At 73.5% G+C, this 14,990-nt stretch carries 15 protein-coding genes; 4 read left to right on the forward strand and 11 right to left on the reverse strand.

From position 1 onward, the window contains the following. The first annotated feature begins 109 nt into the window (after positions 1-109). Positions 110-844, forward strand: a complete 735-nt coding sequence (locus PP1_RS14620; RefSeq protein WP_010240230.1) for an NUDIX hydrolase — start codon at positions 110-112, stop codon at positions 842-844. 245 nt (positions 845-1,089) lie between these two features. Here the strand turns inward: PP1_RS14620 and purM are convergent, their stop codons facing one another. From purM to purS, 6 genes are all read right to left on the reverse strand, one after another. Beyond that, positions 1,090-2,187 carry a phosphoribosylformylglycinamidine cyclo-ligase gene (gene purM / locus PP1_RS14625; protein ID WP_010240228.1) on the reverse strand — a complete coding sequence of 366 codons (1,098 nt, stop codon included), beginning with the start codon at positions 2,185-2,187 and terminating at the stop codon, positions 1,090-1,092. 50 nt (positions 2,188-2,237) lie between these two features. Then, positions 2,238-3,812, reverse strand: coding sequence for an amidophosphoribosyltransferase (gene purF / locus PP1_RS14630; protein WP_010240227.1), 1,575 nt, complete (start codon positions 3,810-3,812; stop codon positions 2,238-2,240). 134 nt (positions 3,813-3,946) lie between these two features. Then, on the reverse strand, positions 3,947-4,279 hold the full coding sequence (locus tag PP1_RS14635) for a sterol carrier family protein (RefSeq protein ID WP_010240226.1): 333 nt from the start codon (positions 4,277-4,279) through the stop codon (positions 3,947-3,949). A gap of 7 nt (positions 4,280-4,286) precedes the next feature. Beyond that, entirely contained in the window at positions 4,287-6,587 is a 2,301-nt protein-coding gene (purL, locus tag PP1_RS14640) for a phosphoribosylformylglycinamidine synthase subunit PurL (protein ID WP_010240224.1), read from the reverse strand. 84 nt (positions 6,588-6,671) lie between these two features. Beyond that, complete coding sequence (gene purQ, locus PP1_RS14645) at positions 6,672-7,343, reverse strand: phosphoribosylformylglycinamidine synthase subunit PurQ (RefSeq protein ID WP_010240222.1); 672 nt, start codon at positions 7,341-7,343, stop codon at positions 6,672-6,674. Next, positions 7,340-7,573 carry a phosphoribosylformylglycinamidine synthase subunit PurS gene (gene purS / locus PP1_RS14650; RefSeq protein WP_029239885.1) on the reverse strand — a complete coding sequence of 78 codons (234 nt, stop codon included), beginning with the start codon at positions 7,571-7,573 and terminating at the stop codon, positions 7,340-7,342. Before purS ends, purQ begins: the two co-directional genes overlap by 4 nt. Before the next feature lie 62 nt (positions 7,574-7,635). Between purS and PP1_RS14655 the strand changes: the two genes are divergently transcribed. The 3 genes from PP1_RS14655 (at position 7,636) to PP1_RS14665 (ending at position 9,749) form a co-directional block, all read left to right on the forward strand. Continuing rightward, on the forward strand, positions 7,636-8,646 hold the full coding sequence (locus PP1_RS14655; protein WP_010240219.1) for an NAD-dependent epimerase/dehydratase family protein: 1,011 nt from the start codon (positions 7,636-7,638) through the stop codon (positions 8,644-8,646). Positions 8,647-8,727: 81 nt separating this feature from the next. Then, entirely contained in the window at positions 8,728-9,369 is a 642-nt protein-coding gene (locus PP1_RS14660; RefSeq protein WP_010240218.1) for an MBL fold metallo-hydrolase, read from the forward strand. After that, complete coding sequence (locus PP1_RS14665) at positions 9,369-9,749, forward strand: VOC family protein (protein ID WP_010240216.1); 381 nt, start codon at positions 9,369-9,371, stop codon at positions 9,747-9,749. The genes PP1_RS14660 and PP1_RS14665 overlap by 1 nt, the downstream gene beginning before the upstream one ends. Positions 9,750-9,837: 88 nt before the next feature. On the opposite strand, the gene PP1_RS14670 is transcribed toward PP1_RS14665, so the two are convergent. The 5 genes from PP1_RS14670 to PP1_RS14690 form a co-directional block, all read right to left on the reverse strand. Continuing rightward, the gene (locus PP1_RS14670) at positions 9,838-10,596 is read right to left on the reverse strand and encodes a DUF2334 domain-containing protein (RefSeq protein WP_083696996.1); all 759 of its coding nucleotides are present in this window, start codon (positions 10,594-10,596) and stop codon (positions 9,838-9,840) included. Positions 10,597-10,684: 88 nt separating this feature from the next. Then, the gene (locus PP1_RS14675) at positions 10,685-11,404 is read right to left on the reverse strand and encodes a GolD/DthD family dehydrogenase (RefSeq protein ID WP_010240210.1); all 720 of its coding nucleotides are present in this window, start codon (positions 11,402-11,404) and stop codon (positions 10,685-10,687) included. Continuing rightward, complete coding sequence (locus PP1_RS14680) at positions 11,404-11,910, reverse strand: ribose-5-phosphate isomerase (RefSeq protein WP_010240207.1); 507 nt, start codon at positions 11,908-11,910, stop codon at positions 11,404-11,406. The genes PP1_RS14675 and PP1_RS14680 overlap by 1 nt, the downstream gene beginning before the upstream one ends. Then, complete coding sequence (locus PP1_RS14685) at positions 11,907-13,631, reverse strand: dihydroxyacetone kinase family protein (protein ID WP_010240205.1); 1,725 nt, start codon at positions 13,629-13,631, stop codon at positions 11,907-11,909. The genes PP1_RS14680 and PP1_RS14685 overlap by 4 nt, the downstream gene beginning before the upstream one ends. Before the next feature lie 42 nt (positions 13,632-13,673). Then, positions 13,674-14,990, reverse strand: coding sequence for an RbtT/DalT/CsbX family MFS transporter (locus tag PP1_RS14690; RefSeq protein WP_010240203.1), 1,317 nt, complete (start codon positions 14,988-14,990; stop codon positions 13,674-13,676).

A 14,990-nucleotide genomic window follows, 5' to 3' on the forward strand; every position in this document is an offset into this window, starting at 1 on the left:
CCGGTCGTACCGGACGGTTTCCCCCGGCCGGTCGGATAGGGCAAGATCATGAGCGCGCTCCCCCGCGGAGCGACGTTCCTGGTTCCGTTCTGTCCGAGGTGGTCACGAGATGCGCGGCAACCTCTTCGCGGTCGCCGTCAACCTCGTCGTGCTCACCGTGCGCTCGGAGAGCCTGCACGTCCTGCTCATCGAGCGGGGCGAGCAGCCGTTCGCCGGGCAGTGGGCGCTGCCCGGCGGTTTCGTGCGCCCCGACGAGGATCTGGTCCACACGGCGAGCCGTCGGCTCGGCGAGGAGACCGGAGCCGACACCGGCGACGCCGTCGTCGGTCATCTGGAGCAGCTGGCCAGCTACGCGGCCCCGGACCGGGACCCGCGTGGCCGGGTGCTGGCCGTGGGCTACGTCGCATTCGTGCCCGACATGCCGGACCCGACCCCGGGTGGCGGCGCCGTCGCCTCGGCCTGGGTCCCGGTCGACCGGGTACCCGCGCTGGCGTTCGACCACGACCGGATCACGGCCGACGGCGTCGAACGGGCGAAGGCGAAGCTGGAGTACACGACGCTGGCCGCGTCGTTCTGCCCGCCGCAGTTCACCGTGACCGACCTGCGCCGGGTGTACGAGGCCGTCTGGGACACGTCGCTGGACCCGCGGAACTTCCAGCGCAAGGTCACCTCGACCGAGGGCTTCCTGCTCCCGACGTCGACGCTCGTGACCGGCGGACGCGGACGACCGCCGCGGTTGTTCCGCCGGGGTCCGGCGACCGCCCTGCACCCGCCGATGCTGCGTGAGCCACACAGGGCGGCCGAAGGATCGCCTGTCGCGACCGGCGCTGGCCCGATCAGATGAGGGCGGTTCGGGGGGCTCCGTCTGCGGCCCGGGCACGACGGGGCCGGGCCCCACGACCGATGAGGCCATCAGGGAAACCCGCTTCCCCAGGCAGCGATTCCAGAACACCGGGGCCCTCGATGAGCGCGACCGGCCCGGCGCCGAGCCGGTGACCGGTCCCCGGTAGCGCGGCCCTGGAGGACGCGGGCAGGAGAGCGCGACCCTCGGCGCGAGCCCGGGTGACGCCCCTCGGACCGCGCGGGGGCTCAGAAGCGGGGGTGCTCCCCGCGGAGCTGGACCCGGGCACCGAGCTCCCCGGAGCCGGCGCCCTCGACGTCGCCGGTCCGGCCGACCTCGCCGAGGACCCAGGCCGGGACGTGCCGTGCGGTGAGCACGGCGAGGGCACGGTCGACGTCCTCGGGGGGCAGCACCGCGACCATGCCGACGCCCATGTTGAACGTCTTCTCCATCTCGTCGCGGTCCACCCGGCCGCGGCTCTGGATCAGCTTGAACACCGGGGCCGGGGTCCAGGAGCCGCGATCGACGGTCGCGGCGAGCCCGTCGGGCAGGACCCGCTCGAGGTTCCGGGCCAGCCCGCCACCGGTGACGTGCGAGAACGTGCGCACACCGGTCTCGGCGGTGATCGCCAGGCAGTCCTTGGCGTAGATGCGGGTCGGGACCAGCAGCTCCTCGCCGAGCGAGTGGTCGAACTCCTCGAGCTCGCCCTCCAGCGGCAGCCGCGCGATGTCGAGCAGCACGTGGCGGGCCAGCGAGTACCCGTTCGAGTGCAGCCCCGAGGAGGCCATCGCGACCAGCACGTCACCGGGGCGCACGCGCTCGGGGCGGAGCATCTTCTCGGCGTCGACGATGCCGACGCCGGTGGCGGACAGGTCGTACCCGCCCTCCTCCATCAGGCCCGGGTGCTCGGCGGTCTCGCCGCCCAGCAGCGCACAGCCCGCCTGCTGGCAGCCCTCGGCGATGCCCCGCACCAGCGTGGCGACCTGCTCGGGGACCAGCTTCCCGACGGCGATGTAGTCCTGCAGGAACAGCGGCTCCGCACCGCAGACGACGAGATCGTCGACGACCATCGCGACCAGGTCCTGGCCGATGGTGTCGTGCTTGTCCATCGCCTGGGCGATCGCGACCTTGGTGCCGACGCCGTCGGTCGAGGCCGCCAGCACCGGCTCCTGGTACTTGCCGAACTTCGCCGCGAACAGCCCGGCGAAGCCGCCGATGCCGCCCATCACCTCGGGCCGGGTGGCCTTCTCCGCGAACGGGCGGAACTGCTCGACGGCCCGTTCCCCCGCGTCGATGTCCACCCCCGCCGATGCGTAGCTGGCGGCGCCGGGCTCGGTCGAGGGCATGGGTCGGTTCTCCAGGTGCGGTGCGGTAACTCGTGGACGGTGCTGCGCGGTCAGGGCCGGGTCAGCGCCTCACCCGCACCGTATCCGACGGCCAGCGGGCCGGGATCCCCCGAGGCCGATCCGGAGGCCGTCGTGGCCGGGATGTCCTCCAGGAGGTGCTTGCCGAGCTGTGCCTCCTCCGGCAGCGCGATCGGGTAGTCGCCGTCGAAGCAGGCGCAGCACAGCCGGGAGCGCGGCTGCTCGGACGCGGCGACCATCTCCTCGACCGAGACGTAGCCGAGGCTGTCGGACCCGATCGAGCGCCGGACGCCCTCGGTGTCGGCACCGTTCGCGATCAGTTCGGCGCGGCTGGCGAAGTCGATGCCGTAGAAGCAGGGCCACCGCACCGGCGGCGAGGCGATCCGCACGTGGACCTCGACCGCACCCGCCTCGCGCAGCATCCGGACGAGCGCGCGCTGGGTGTTGCCGCGGACGATCGAGTCGTCGACGACGACCAGCCGCTTCCCGCGGATGACGCTGCGGAGCGGGTTCAGCTTCAGCCGGATGCCGAGCTGGCGGATCGTCTGGCTGGGCTGGATGAAGGTGCGGCCGACGTAGGCGTTCTTCACCAGGCCCTGGCCGTAGGGGATGCCGGAGCCCTGGGCGTAGCCGATCGCGGCCGGGGTGCCGGACTCCGGGACCGGGATGACCAGGTCCGCGTCGACCGGGTGCTCCTCCGCCAGCCGGCGGCCGATCTCCACCCGGGTGTCGTAGACCGAGCGGCCGGAGATGTGGGTGTCGGGGCGGGCCAGGTAGACGTACTCGAACACGCAGCCCTTGGGCTCCGGCGCGGCGAAGCGCTGGCTCCGGATGCCGTCGGCGTCGATCGCGATGAGCTCGCCGGGCTCGACCTCGCGGACGAACGAGGCACCGACGATGTCCAGCGCCGCGGTCTCCGAGGCGACGACCCAGCCGCGCTCGAGGCGCCCCAGCACGAGCGGGCGCACACCGTGCGTGTCCCGGGCAGCGTACAGCGTGTTCTCGTCGGCGAAGGCCATCGAGAACGCGCCGCGCAGCCGCGGGAACAGCCGCATCGCCGCCTCGTAGACACCGAGATCGGCGGCGCCGGCCGCGAGGAGCTCGGTGACGAGGTCGGAGTCGGTGGTCGCGCGCAGCCCGGACCGGTTGCGGTTCTCCAGCCGGGCGACGTCGTCCCGCAGCTCGGCGGTGTTGACCAGGTTGCCGTTGTGCCCGAGCGCCAGGCCGGAGCCGGTCGCGGTCGTCCGGAACGTCGGCTGGGCGTTCTCCCAGGTCGTCGCGCCGGTGGTCGAGTAGCGGCAATGCCCCACGGCGAGGTGCCCGCGCAGCGAGGACAGGGTCTGCTCGTCGAACACCTGGCTGACCAGGCCGAGATCCTTGAACACGACCATCCGCTGGCCGTCGGACACGGCGATGCCCGCGGCCTCCTGGCCGCGGTGCTGCAGCGCGTAGAGGCCGTAGTAGGACATCTTCGCGACGTCCTCACCCGGCGCCCAGACGCCGAACACCCCGCACTCCTCGCGGGGACCGGTCTCGTCGGGCTCGGGTTCGGCGGCGGACGGTGTGGTGGGGGCAGGGCTGACGTGCTCGTTCCGGGCGGAACTCAACGCGGCGCTCCTCGGCTGGCGTACCGGACCAAGCGTTGATCGTACGCGCGCAACACGGCGTTCACCCAGGTCCGGGGACGGGCGTCACGTCGGTTGCGCTGTGCACCCGCCCGACCACGGGATCGGGCCCCGGATCACCGGAGCGGAAGCAGGTCCGCGATCTCGCCGGCCCGCGATCCCGAGGCGCTGACCGCCCCGGACGCGACGGCGTCGTCCCAGCTCAGCCGCCCGACGGCGAGCGCGATCCAGGTGCGCGGATCGGTCTCGACGACGTTCGGCGGGGTGCCCCGGGTGTGCCGGGGCCCCTCGATGCACTGCACCGCGCCGAACGGCGGCACCCGCATCTCGACACTGTGGCCGGGTGCGCGGTGCGCCAGCTCCTCCAGGGATGCCTTCACCGCCGCCTTGCGGACGGCACGCTCGGGTTCGGGCCCGCCGTCCAGCCAGTCGTCGAGGACGTCGCCCATCGGGGCCTCAGACCGAGACCGCGCCGAACCGTGCCGGGAGCGTCCCCTCCCAGGCGGTGCGGAGCTCGTCCAGCTCGAGGTCACCTGCCCCGTCGCCGAACCGCAGCGCGGAGCCGCCGGTGTCACCGATCCGGGCCGCGGGCACGCCGGCCCCGGCGGCGCGGGCGAGGAACGCGTCGGCGTCGGCGACGGTCACGAGCACCCGCCCGGCGGACTCGGAGAACAGCGCGGTGAAGGTGTCGTCGTGCACGGCGGTCAGGTCGATCCGGGCGCCCCTGCCGGTCGCCAGTGCCGCCTCGACCAGGGCCTGCGCGAGCCCACCGTCGGACAGGTCGTGGCTGCCGGTGACGGCGCCGTCCGCGGCGGCCGACGCGAGCAGCCCGGCCAGGCGCCGCTCGTGCTCCAGGTCGACGGCCGGGGGCTTCCCGCCGAGGTGGCCGTGCACCTCGTGCGCCCACTCCGAGCCGCCGAACTCGGCGGCGGTGCTCCCGAGCAGGATCACGGCGTCGCCGTCACCCCCCGCGAACCCGGCCGGGATCGCGGTGGTGACGTCGTCGATCACGCCGAGGACGCCGACGACCGGGGTCGGCAGGATCGCCGTCGACCCGGTCTGGTTGTAGAAGCTGACGTTGCCGCCGGTCACCGGGGTGCCGAGCACCGCGCAGCCGTCCGCGAGACCGCGCACGGCCTGCTGGAACTGCCACATCACGTGCGGGTCCTCGGGCGAGCCGAAGTTCAGGCAGTCGGTGACGGCCAGCGGCACCGCGCCGGAGGTGGCGACGTTGCGGTACGCCTCGGCCAGCGCGAGCTGCGCCCCGGTGTAGGGGTCGAGCGCGACGAACCGGGCGTTGCAGTCGGTCGCGACCGAGACGCCGCGGCCGGTGGACTCGTCGACCTGCACGACCCCGGCGTCGGCGCCGTGCGCGGCGACGGTGTTGCCGCGGACGTAGCGGTCGTACTGGTCGGTCACCCAGGACCGGGAGGCGAGGTTCGGCGCGGCGGCCATCCGCAGCACCTCGGCCCGCAGCTCGGACGGGGTCTCCGGGCGGGGCAGCTTCTCCGGGCCGTCGGCGACCAGCGCGTCCTGCTTCGCGTCGTCGCGGGCGACCGGGCGCTCGTAGACCGGGCCCTCGTGGGCGACGGTGCGCGGCGGGACGTCGACGACGGTCTCCCCACCGGAGGTGATCACGAGGCGGTCGCCGTCGGTGACCTCGCCGATCACGGTCGCGATGGTGTCCCACTTGCGGCAGACGGCGAGGAACGCGTCGACGTTCTCCGGGGTCACGACCGCGCACATCCGCTCCTGCGACTCCGAGGAGAGGATCTCGGCGGCGGTCATGCCGGTGGCGCGCAGCGGGACCTGGTCGAGGTCGACCTGCATGCCACCGTCGCCGGCGGAGGCGAGCTCGGAGGTGGCACAGGACAGCCCGGCGCCGCCGAGGTCCTGGATGCCGACGACCAGCCCGGCCGCGAACAGCTCCAGGCAGCACTCGATGAGGACCTTCTCGGTGAAGGGGTCGCCGACCTGGACGCTGGGAAGCTTCTTGCGCCCGGCCCCGCCGGTCGACTCGTCGAAGGTCTCCGACGCCAGCACCGACACGCCGCCGATGCCGTCGAGCCCGGTCGTCGCACCGAACAGGATGATCTTGTTGCCGGTCCCGGAGGCGAACGCGAGGTGCAGGTCCTCGCTCTTCAGCGCTCCGACGCACAAGGCGTTGACCAGCGGGTTCCCCGCGTAGGACGGGTCGAACACGACCTCGCCCGCGACGTTCGGCAGACCCAGGCAGTTCCCGTAGCCGCCGACGCCGGCGACGATCCCGGGCAGCACCCGGCCGGTGTCGTCGGCGTCGAGCGGGCCGAAGCGCAGCGGATCGCCGACGGCGATCGGACGCGCGCCCATCGCCATGATGTCGCGGACGATGCCGCCGACACCGGTCGCCGCGCCCTGGTAGGGCTCCACGTAGGACGGGTGGTTGTGCGACTCGACCTTGAAGGTGACGGCCCAGCCGTCGCCGATCGACACGACACCGGCGTTCTCGCCGATCCCGGCGAGCATGGCCTTCTTCATCTCGTCGGTCGTGGTCTCGCCGAAGTAGCGCAGGTGCACCTTCGACGACTTGTACGAGCAGTGCTCGCTCCACATGACCGAGTACATGGCCAGCTCGGCGTCGGTGGGCCGGCGACCGAGGATGTCCCGGATGCGGGCGTACTCGTCGTCCTTGAGGCCCAGCTCCCGGTGGGGCTGCGGCTGGTCCGGCGTCGCCTCGGCGTGCTTGACGGAGTCGACGGTCACCTCGGGCTGCGTCACGGCGCCAGGGTAGACGCCCCGGCGCCGTGATCCGCGGGGCCTGGGACGGGACTCACCGGGCCGCAGGCCGCATGCGGCCCTCCGTCAGGCGGTGACCTGCGCGAGCACGGAGGTGAACAGACCCAGACCGTCGGACGACGGGCCGGTCAGGTCACTCGTCGCGTGCTCCGGGTGCGGCATCAGGCCGACGACGTTCCCGGCCGCGTTGGTGATGCCGGCGATGTCGCGGGACGAACCGTTCGGGGCGCCGTCGCGGTAGCGGAACACCACCCGGCCCTCGCCCTCCAGCTCGTCGAGGGTCGCGGCGTCGGCGACGTAGCGGCCCTCCTGCGACTTCAGCGGGATCGTCAGCGCGTCACCCGCGGTGTAGTCGCTGGTCCAGGCCGTCCGGTCGTTCTCCACGGTCAGCACGAGGTCGCGGCACAGGAAGTGCATGCCGGCGTTCGCGACCAGTGCCCCGGGGAGCAGGTGCGCCTCGCACAGGATCTGGAAGCCGTTGCAGATGCCGAGCACCGGCAGGCCCCGCCCGGCGGCGTCGACGACCTCGCGCATGATCGGCGCCAGCGACGCGATCGCACCGGCCCGGAGGTAGTCGCCGTAGGAGAACCCGCCCGGCACGACGACAGCGTCCACACCCTGCAGGTCGTGGTCGCCGTGCCACAGCGGGACGGCCTCGGCGCCGGCGCGGCGGACGGCGCGGGCGGCGTCGAGGTCGTCGAGGGTCCCCGGGAAGGTGATGACACCGACCCTGCTCACAGCCGGGTCACCGTCCAGTCCTCGATCACCGGGTTCGCCAGCAGCGAGCCGGCGAGACGGTGCAGGGTCTCGTCGTCGATCGCGTCGTCGACCTCGAGCTCGAAGTGCTTCCCCTGCCGCACGCCGCTCACACCGGACACCCCGATCCGGCCGAGCGCCCGGGTCACGGCCTGACCCTGCACGTCGAGGATCTCGGGCTTGGGCATCACGTCCACCACCACTCTGGCCACGCGCTCACCCTACGGCGAACAGGGGTGACGGCTCGACGTGCCTGCCCTCACCATCGGGCGGCATGCGCATCCTGGTGCTCGGCGGATCGGTCTTCCTCTCCCGCGCGGTCGCGGGGGCGGCGCTCTCCGCCGGGCACGACGTGACCTGTGTGTCGCGTGGCGTCTCCGGCGCGCCGCCGCACGGTGCGACGGTGCTGCGGGCCGACCGCTCGACGCCCGGGGCGCTGACCGCGGCGCTGGCCGGCACCTCGTTCGACGCGGTCGTCGACGTCGCGACGATGTCCGCACCGTGGGTCCGGGAGGCGCTCGACGCCGTCGGTGACCGGGCGGGGCACTGGACGTTCGTCTCATCGCTCAACGCCTACGCCGACCTGTCGCTGCGCGGCGGGACCGTCGGCCAGGCCACGCTGCCGCCCCTGCACACCGGACCCGATCCCGCGGTGCAGCTGTCCGACCCGGACGTCTACGGCTCGGCCAAGGTCGGCAGCGAGCACGCGGTGCGCAGCCGGCTGGGTGACCGGGCCCTGATCGTGCGCGGCGGGCTGATGTGCGGGCCCGGCGACGTCCTGGACCGGTTCGGGTACTGGGCGAACCGGTTCGCCCGCGGCGGGCGGGTGGTGGTGCCGGACGCGCCGGGACACCCGATGCAGATCGTCGACGTCCGTGATCTCGCCGCGTGGATCGTCCGCTGCGCCGCGGACGGGACCGCCGGGACGTACGACGGCACCGGACCGCGCTCGACCCTCGCCCGGGTGCTGGAGGAGGTCGCCGGCGCCGTCGGGGCGGCGGACCTCGACCTGGTCCCGGTGCCGGTCGAGACCCTGCAGTCCGAGGACGTCGCGATCTGGGCCGGCCCCCGCTCGCTGCCGCTGTGGCTGCCGGAGACGCACTGGGGCCTGGCCGACCGCGACGTCACCGACACCCTCGACGCGGGCCTGATGGTGCGACCGGTCTCCGGGACGGCCGTCGCCGCGCTGGAGCGGGAGCACGAGCTGGGCCCGGACCGGGCGCGGCTCGCCGGCCTGACCGCGGACGAGGAGGAGACGGTGCTGCGGGCGCACACGACCGGCTGAGACGTGCCGCCGGACCGGCGTGAGCGACGCGCGGGGCTCACCCGCCCGGACGAACCCCGCCGGACCGGGGATGCTGGACGCATGCACCTGACGCACTACGGCCACGCCTGCGTCCTGGTCGACACCGGAACCGCCCGGCTGCTCTTCGACCCGGGCGCGTTCTCCTCCGGCTTCGAGTCCCTCGACGGCCTCGACGCGATCCTCGTGACCCACCAGCACTTCGACCACGTCGTGCCCGAGACGTTGCAGGCCCTGCTGCGGGCGAACCCGGACGCCGCCCTGGTCACCGACGGCCAGACCGCCGGTCAGCTGGACGGCGTCGACGCCCGCACCGTCGCCCCGGGTGACCGGCTCACCGTCGGTGGGGCGGAGATCTCCGTCGTCGGCTCCGGCGACCACGCGGTGCTCCACCCGGACATCCCGGTGATCGCGAACAACGGCTACCTCGTCACCGCCGACGGCGACACCCTGCTGCACCCCGGTGACGCCTACGTCCCGCCCGGGATCGACGACCTGCAGACCCTGCTGCTGCCGACCGGCGCGCCCTGGCTGAAGATCTCGGAGGCCGTCGACTACCTGCGGTCGGTGGCGCCGCGGACGGCCGTCCCGATCCACGAGCAGACGCTGGCGAACCCGGCGCTGCACCACGGGTTCTTCGAGAACCTCGGCCCGGAGGGGACGACCCTCCTGGTCCCGGACCGCGAGCAGACGGTCGGCGTCTGATGGCGATGACCTGGGAGCGGGTCGTGGTGGACGCCCGTGACCCGGTACGCCTCGGGCGCTGGTGGGCGGAGGCCCTGGACTGGGTGGTGGTGAACCACTCCCCGCAGGAGTTCGAGATCCGGCCGGCCGTCGGCGGCGCCCCCGGCATGACCTTCGTGTCGGTGCCGGAGGGGAAGCGGACGAAGAACCGGATGCACGTCGACCTGCGCCCGGACGGCGTGCGCGACTCGGAGGTCGCGCGCCTGCAGATGCTGGGCGCGACCCGGGTGAACGTCGGGCAGCACAGCGCGGGGGCGAAGCCGGGCGACGAGCCCTGGACGGTCCTCGCGGATCCCGAGGGCAACGAGTTCTGCGTGCTCGGCACACCCCGCACGGCCTGAGGCGACGGGCTGTCCACAGGCGGCACCGGTTGTCCACAGGGGAACACACACTGTGGACAACCGGGCCCTGCCGCCAGGTGGTCGGGGGTCAGGCGGCGGGGAGCGCCGCCGTGCAGAGGCCACGGTGCACCGACGGCGTCGCGCCGGCCGCCCGGGCCGCGTCGATCGCCGCCAGGGCCGTCGCGGCCCGGTTCTCCTTGCGCAGGTCCTTGGCACGCAACGCGATCCGCACGATCCCGCCGCGCCGCGCGGTGCGGACCGCCTGCTGCTCCAGCGCCCGGCCGCGGCGCCGGTCACCGGCCGTGCGCTCCCGGAGCCACGGCTCGGAGCTGCGGAAGGTGAGCACCTTGGCCCGCAGGACCTCGCCCCCGGGCACCCGCAACGACGTCTCGTCCGTGCACAGGGCGAACCCGAGATCCGCGAGCGCCTCGAGGGTGCCGGTGGACGCGGCCCAGCGCGGCGGGGCGAACCCGTCGGTCGACAGGCCGGTCGCGGCGAGGATCCGGCGGGCGCCGGTGATCCGCAGCGCGGCCTCGTGCCGCGGCAGCGCGCCGAACTCGGTGCGCCGGCCGATCCGCGGCACGGCGCCGTTCTGCCAGGCGCCGACCGGGTCGGCGGTGTGGTCGTAGCCGTGGAGCAGCAGGTCGTCGCCGGCGCGGACCCGGCCGGCGATCCAGCGCACCAGGTCGTCGCCGCGGCGCAGCGCACCGTCGGGGCCCTTCGGCTGCACCAGATGGGTCAGCGGCACCCCGAGACGGTCCAGCTCGGCGGCGAAGGCGGCGGCACGGGCCCGGTCGGCGTCGTCGCCGTCGGTCAGGCCGGACAGCGACACCAGCAGCGTGCTCATGACCCCATGGGACCGGACCGATGTGAACCGCACGTGAGGAGCGGCGGTCGCCGGGACGACGAGCAGCGCAGCGCTTCGCGCCGCCGGATCAGCGGGCGGTGAAGCCGCCGTCGACCTTGAGCTCGGCCCCGTTCACCATCGCGGCCTCGGCGGAGGCCAGGTAGACGACGGCGGCCGCGATCTCGGACGGCTCGGCGAACCGCCGGGCCGGTATCTCCGCCTTGTGCGCCTCCCCCGCCGGGTTGTCCCAGGCCTTCCGGCCCAGGTCGGTGAGGACGACGGTCGGCGAGACGGCGTTGACCGTCACCCCGTGCGGCCCCCACTCGACGGCGAGGGTGCGGGTGAGCCCGTTGATCCCGGCCTTCGACGCGCAGTACGCCGCGTGCTTCTCCAGGCCGCTGCTCGCGGCCTGCGAGGCCAGGTTGACGATGCGGCCGTACCCGCGCCCGACCATGACCCGCCCGGCGGCCTGCGCCATCAGCCAGGAACCGGTGAGGTTGACGTCGAGGGTCTTCCGCCAGGCGTCGATCCCCAGGTCCAGCGCCGGTTCCAGCAGTGCGATGCCGGCCGAGTTGACCAGTACGTCGACCGTGCCGTGCCGGTCGACGACCTCGGCCACGCAGGCGTCGACGGCAGCCGGGTCGGCGACGTCGACCCGGTGGGTCGAGGCGCACGCGTCGCCGGTGATCCCGCCGAGATCGGCCCCGGCGACGACGGCGCCCTGGGCGGCCAGCGCCCGGGCGACGTCGGCACCGATGCCGGACGCCGCCCCGGTGACGAGCGCGACGCGGCCGGTGAGGTCGAACATCAGCAGTCCGTCCCGACCGCGCCCGCCTCGGCGAGCCGGTCGCCGTCACGGCGGTCGTAGTCGTTCAGCGCGGCGACCTTCTCGGCGGACGCCGACTGCGGGTCGAAGCGGTGCTCCAGCCACTCGGCCGCCAGCTTGCGGGCCAGCTCGATCCCGACGACGCGCTGGCCGAAGCACAGCACCTGGGCGTCGTTGGACTTCACCGAACGCTCCACCGAGAAGGTGTCGTGCGCGGTGACCGCCCGGATGCCCGGGACCTTGTTCGCCGAGATCGCGACCCCGAGGCCGGTGCCGCAGACCAGCAGCGCCCGGTCCGCCTCGCCGTCGGCGACCTTGCGGGCAGCGGCGACGCCGATGTGCGGGTACGCGGTGTGGCCGTCCTGCGCGACGCCGACGTCGATCACCTCGGCGACCCGGTCGTCGGCCTGCAGGTCGGCCTTGAGGGTCTCCTTGTAGTCGAAACCGGCGTCGTCGGCGCCGACCACGATGCGCAGCTTCTCGCTCACTTCTGCTCCTCCTCGGATGTCAGGACGTTCCCGACCGCGGTGACGACCAGCGCCATCGACGTCGCCCCCGCGTCGGGCGTTCCCACGCTCTTCTCGGCCAGCGGGCGGGCCCGGCCGATCCTCGGCCGCAGCCCGGCCGTCTCCTGCGCCTTCGTGGTGGCGAGCGCGGCGGCGGAGGTCCAGGCGGCGGCGAGGCCCTCGCCGTCACCGACCCGGCGTTCGAGCTCGTCGACGAAGGGCAGCAGGGCGTCGAGCAGCGTCTTGTCACCGGGCTCGGCGCCGCCGAGCTGCTGGATCGTCGACGCGAACTCGCGCGCCCCGGCGGCGACGGTGGCCGCGGGGTAGCTGTCGGCGGTGTCGCCGAGGTGCCGGCCGAGGGACTCCAGCGCGGCACCCCACAACACCCCGGACGTACCGCCGGCGCGCTCGGCCCAGGCCTGCCCGGCCTGCTGCAGCAGCCAGCCGCCACCGACCTCATCGCCCGACTCGGCGATCCGGGCCGTGGCGGCGGTGATGCCCTTGACCATGCCGCGCCCGTGGTCGCCGTCGCCGGCGACGGCGTCGATCCGGCCGAGCTCGTGCTCGTTCTCCCGGATCGTCGCCTCGACGGCGGCGAGACCGGCGCGGACGGTGCCGCCCAGCCGTCGTCCGGCCTCACCGGCCTCCGGCGCGGTGACGACGGCCTCGGCCTCGGCGAGCTCGTCGGCGGTGGGCACGCGCAGCGCGGCCAGCGGGGCGCCGGCCTTGCGGTAGGCCGGGGTGTAGCTGTCGGCCCGCCAGAGCGGGTCGAGCTCGTCGTCGAGCCACATGAGCGTCAGCGAGCAGCCGCCCATGTCGAGGCTGGTCACGAGCTCGCCGACCTCCGGGTCGACGATCTCGAGCCCGGCGTCGCGCAGCCGCGGCGCGACGTGGCGCCAGAGCAGGAACAGCTCCTCGTACTTGGTGGTGCCGAGGCCGTTGAGGATCGTGCCGACCCGATGCGGGGCACCCGCGGGGGCGTTCTTGAGGACCTCGTCGACCAGCAGCTCGGCGAGCTCGCGGGCCGGCAGCATCGGCACGTCGCGGATGCCGGGCTCGCCGTGGATGCCCAGGCCGAGGCCCAGGTGCCCCTCCGGGACGGAGAACAGCGGCTCGTCCTCGCCGGGCATGGTGCAGCCCGAGAACGCGACGCCGAGGGTGCGGGTCGCGGCGTTCGCGGCGTTGCCGAGCCGCTCGACCTCGTCGATGCCGAGACCCTGCGCGGCGGCGGCGCCCATCGCCTTGAAGACGGTGAAGTCGCCGGCGATGCCGCGCCGCTCGTCCTCGGTGTCGGAGGACGCGACGTCGTCGGTGACGACGACGATCCGGGTGTCGATGCCCTCGGCCCGCAGGCGCTCGGCCGCGATCCCGAAGTTGATGTTGTCGCCGGCGTAGTTGCCGAAGCTGAAGATCACGCCCCGGCCCTGGTTCGCGGCCTTCCCGACCGAGTAGGCCTGGGCCGCCGACGGCGACGTGAAGATGTTGCCGACCACCGCGCCGGTGGCCAGGCCGGGTCCGACCGTCCCGCAGAACGCCGGGTAGTGCCCGGACCCGCCGCCGATCACGACGGCGACCTGCGGCTGCTCACCGCGGTGCGAGACCACCCCGCCGTGCACCCCTCGGACACGGTCGGCGTAGAGGTCGAGGAAGCCGGCGAGCTGGTCGTCGGCGAACTCGGCCGGGTCGTCGAAGATCCTGGTCATGTCCCCTCCTCGGGACGGGTCCGGGCTCGCGCCCGTCCCTGCTCAGTGGGTGGCGGCCGCGGCCCGGAGCTCCCGGGCGTCCTGGGGGACGTTGAGGAACGAGACCATCACGAACGCGGCGGCGTAGAGGGCGACGAAGGCCCAGACGACGCCGGCGTTGCCCGCTCCGAGCGCGAGCATCACGAACACGACGGCGGCACCGAGGAACTGGGCACCACCGGCCGCGGTGGTGTACATGGCCATCGCGGCTCCCTTGTGGTCGGGTGCCAGCGCGGGCATGATCGCGCCCATCGGGACGAACCCGGCGAGCAGGCAGCCGAAGATGCAGCCCGCGGCGACCGAGACCCAGAAGCCCCAGGTCGAGCCGGCCGGGACCAGGTGCGGCACGTACCACCACAGCAGCAGGCCGATGGCGGAGCCGAACACGCCGAACCACTGGACGGTACGACGCCAGCCCCACTTGTCGCCGATCCAGCCGAACAGTGCGTTGACCAGGATGTTCGTCGCGTAGACGAAGACGGTCATGATCAACCAGCGGCTCTGGCCCCAGCCCAGCTCGGTCGCGATCACCGTCGGCAGGATGAGGAACATGCCGTACTGCGGCGCCGTGTTGATCAGACGGATCAGGAAGCCCATGAAGATCTTCGGCTGCCGGACCGACAGTCGCAGGCCGGCCGTGATGACCTGGGCGTTCGACTCTCCGGCGGGGGCCAGCCGCCGGGTCGCGTGCTCCTCGTGCACCCCGAACCGTGCGATCAGGAACCCGGCAAGCACCAGCGCCGTCGAGCCGACCATCGCGGCGGTCTCGCCGCCGGTCGACCCACCGAAGGCCGGGATCATGCCGAGGGCGAACAGCGAGCCCAGGGTGGGCAGCCCGCCGGTGAACATGACGTAGAACCAGCCGACCGCGACGCCGTTGCGCGCGTAGGGCGTGACCACGTTGATCCACACCAGGAATGCGAAGGCGAAGAGCGGGTAGCCGAAGCCGCGGAGGAAGTAGGTGACCGCGACCAGCGGGGCACTGCCGAGCTGCAGGCTCAGCAGGAAGAGCACCTCGAAGACGACCCAGACGGCCATCCCGAGCGTCATCACCCGGCGCGGGCCCCACAGGTCGGCGAGCGCCCCGGCCATGTAGCTGCCGACCAGGACCGCGACGCCGTACGCGGCGACGATGGCGGCGACGGTGTCGGCACCGGAGCCGAGCAGGGACTCGATGTGCGGGGAGATGAAGTTGGACTCGGTCCCGTTGCCGGTCATGAAGACCAGCACGCCGAGGAAGCCCCAGCGCAGCGAGTGCGGGATGCCGATGCGGTCGAGGAAGGTCTCGTTCCGCTGGTCGTTGATGGCGGCGCTGCTCAT

Origin of the sequence: Pseudonocardia sp. P1, assembly GCF_000178675.2 — a bacterium.
Lineage (GTDB): Bacteria > Actinomycetota > Actinomycetes > Mycobacteriales > Pseudonocardiaceae > Pseudonocardia.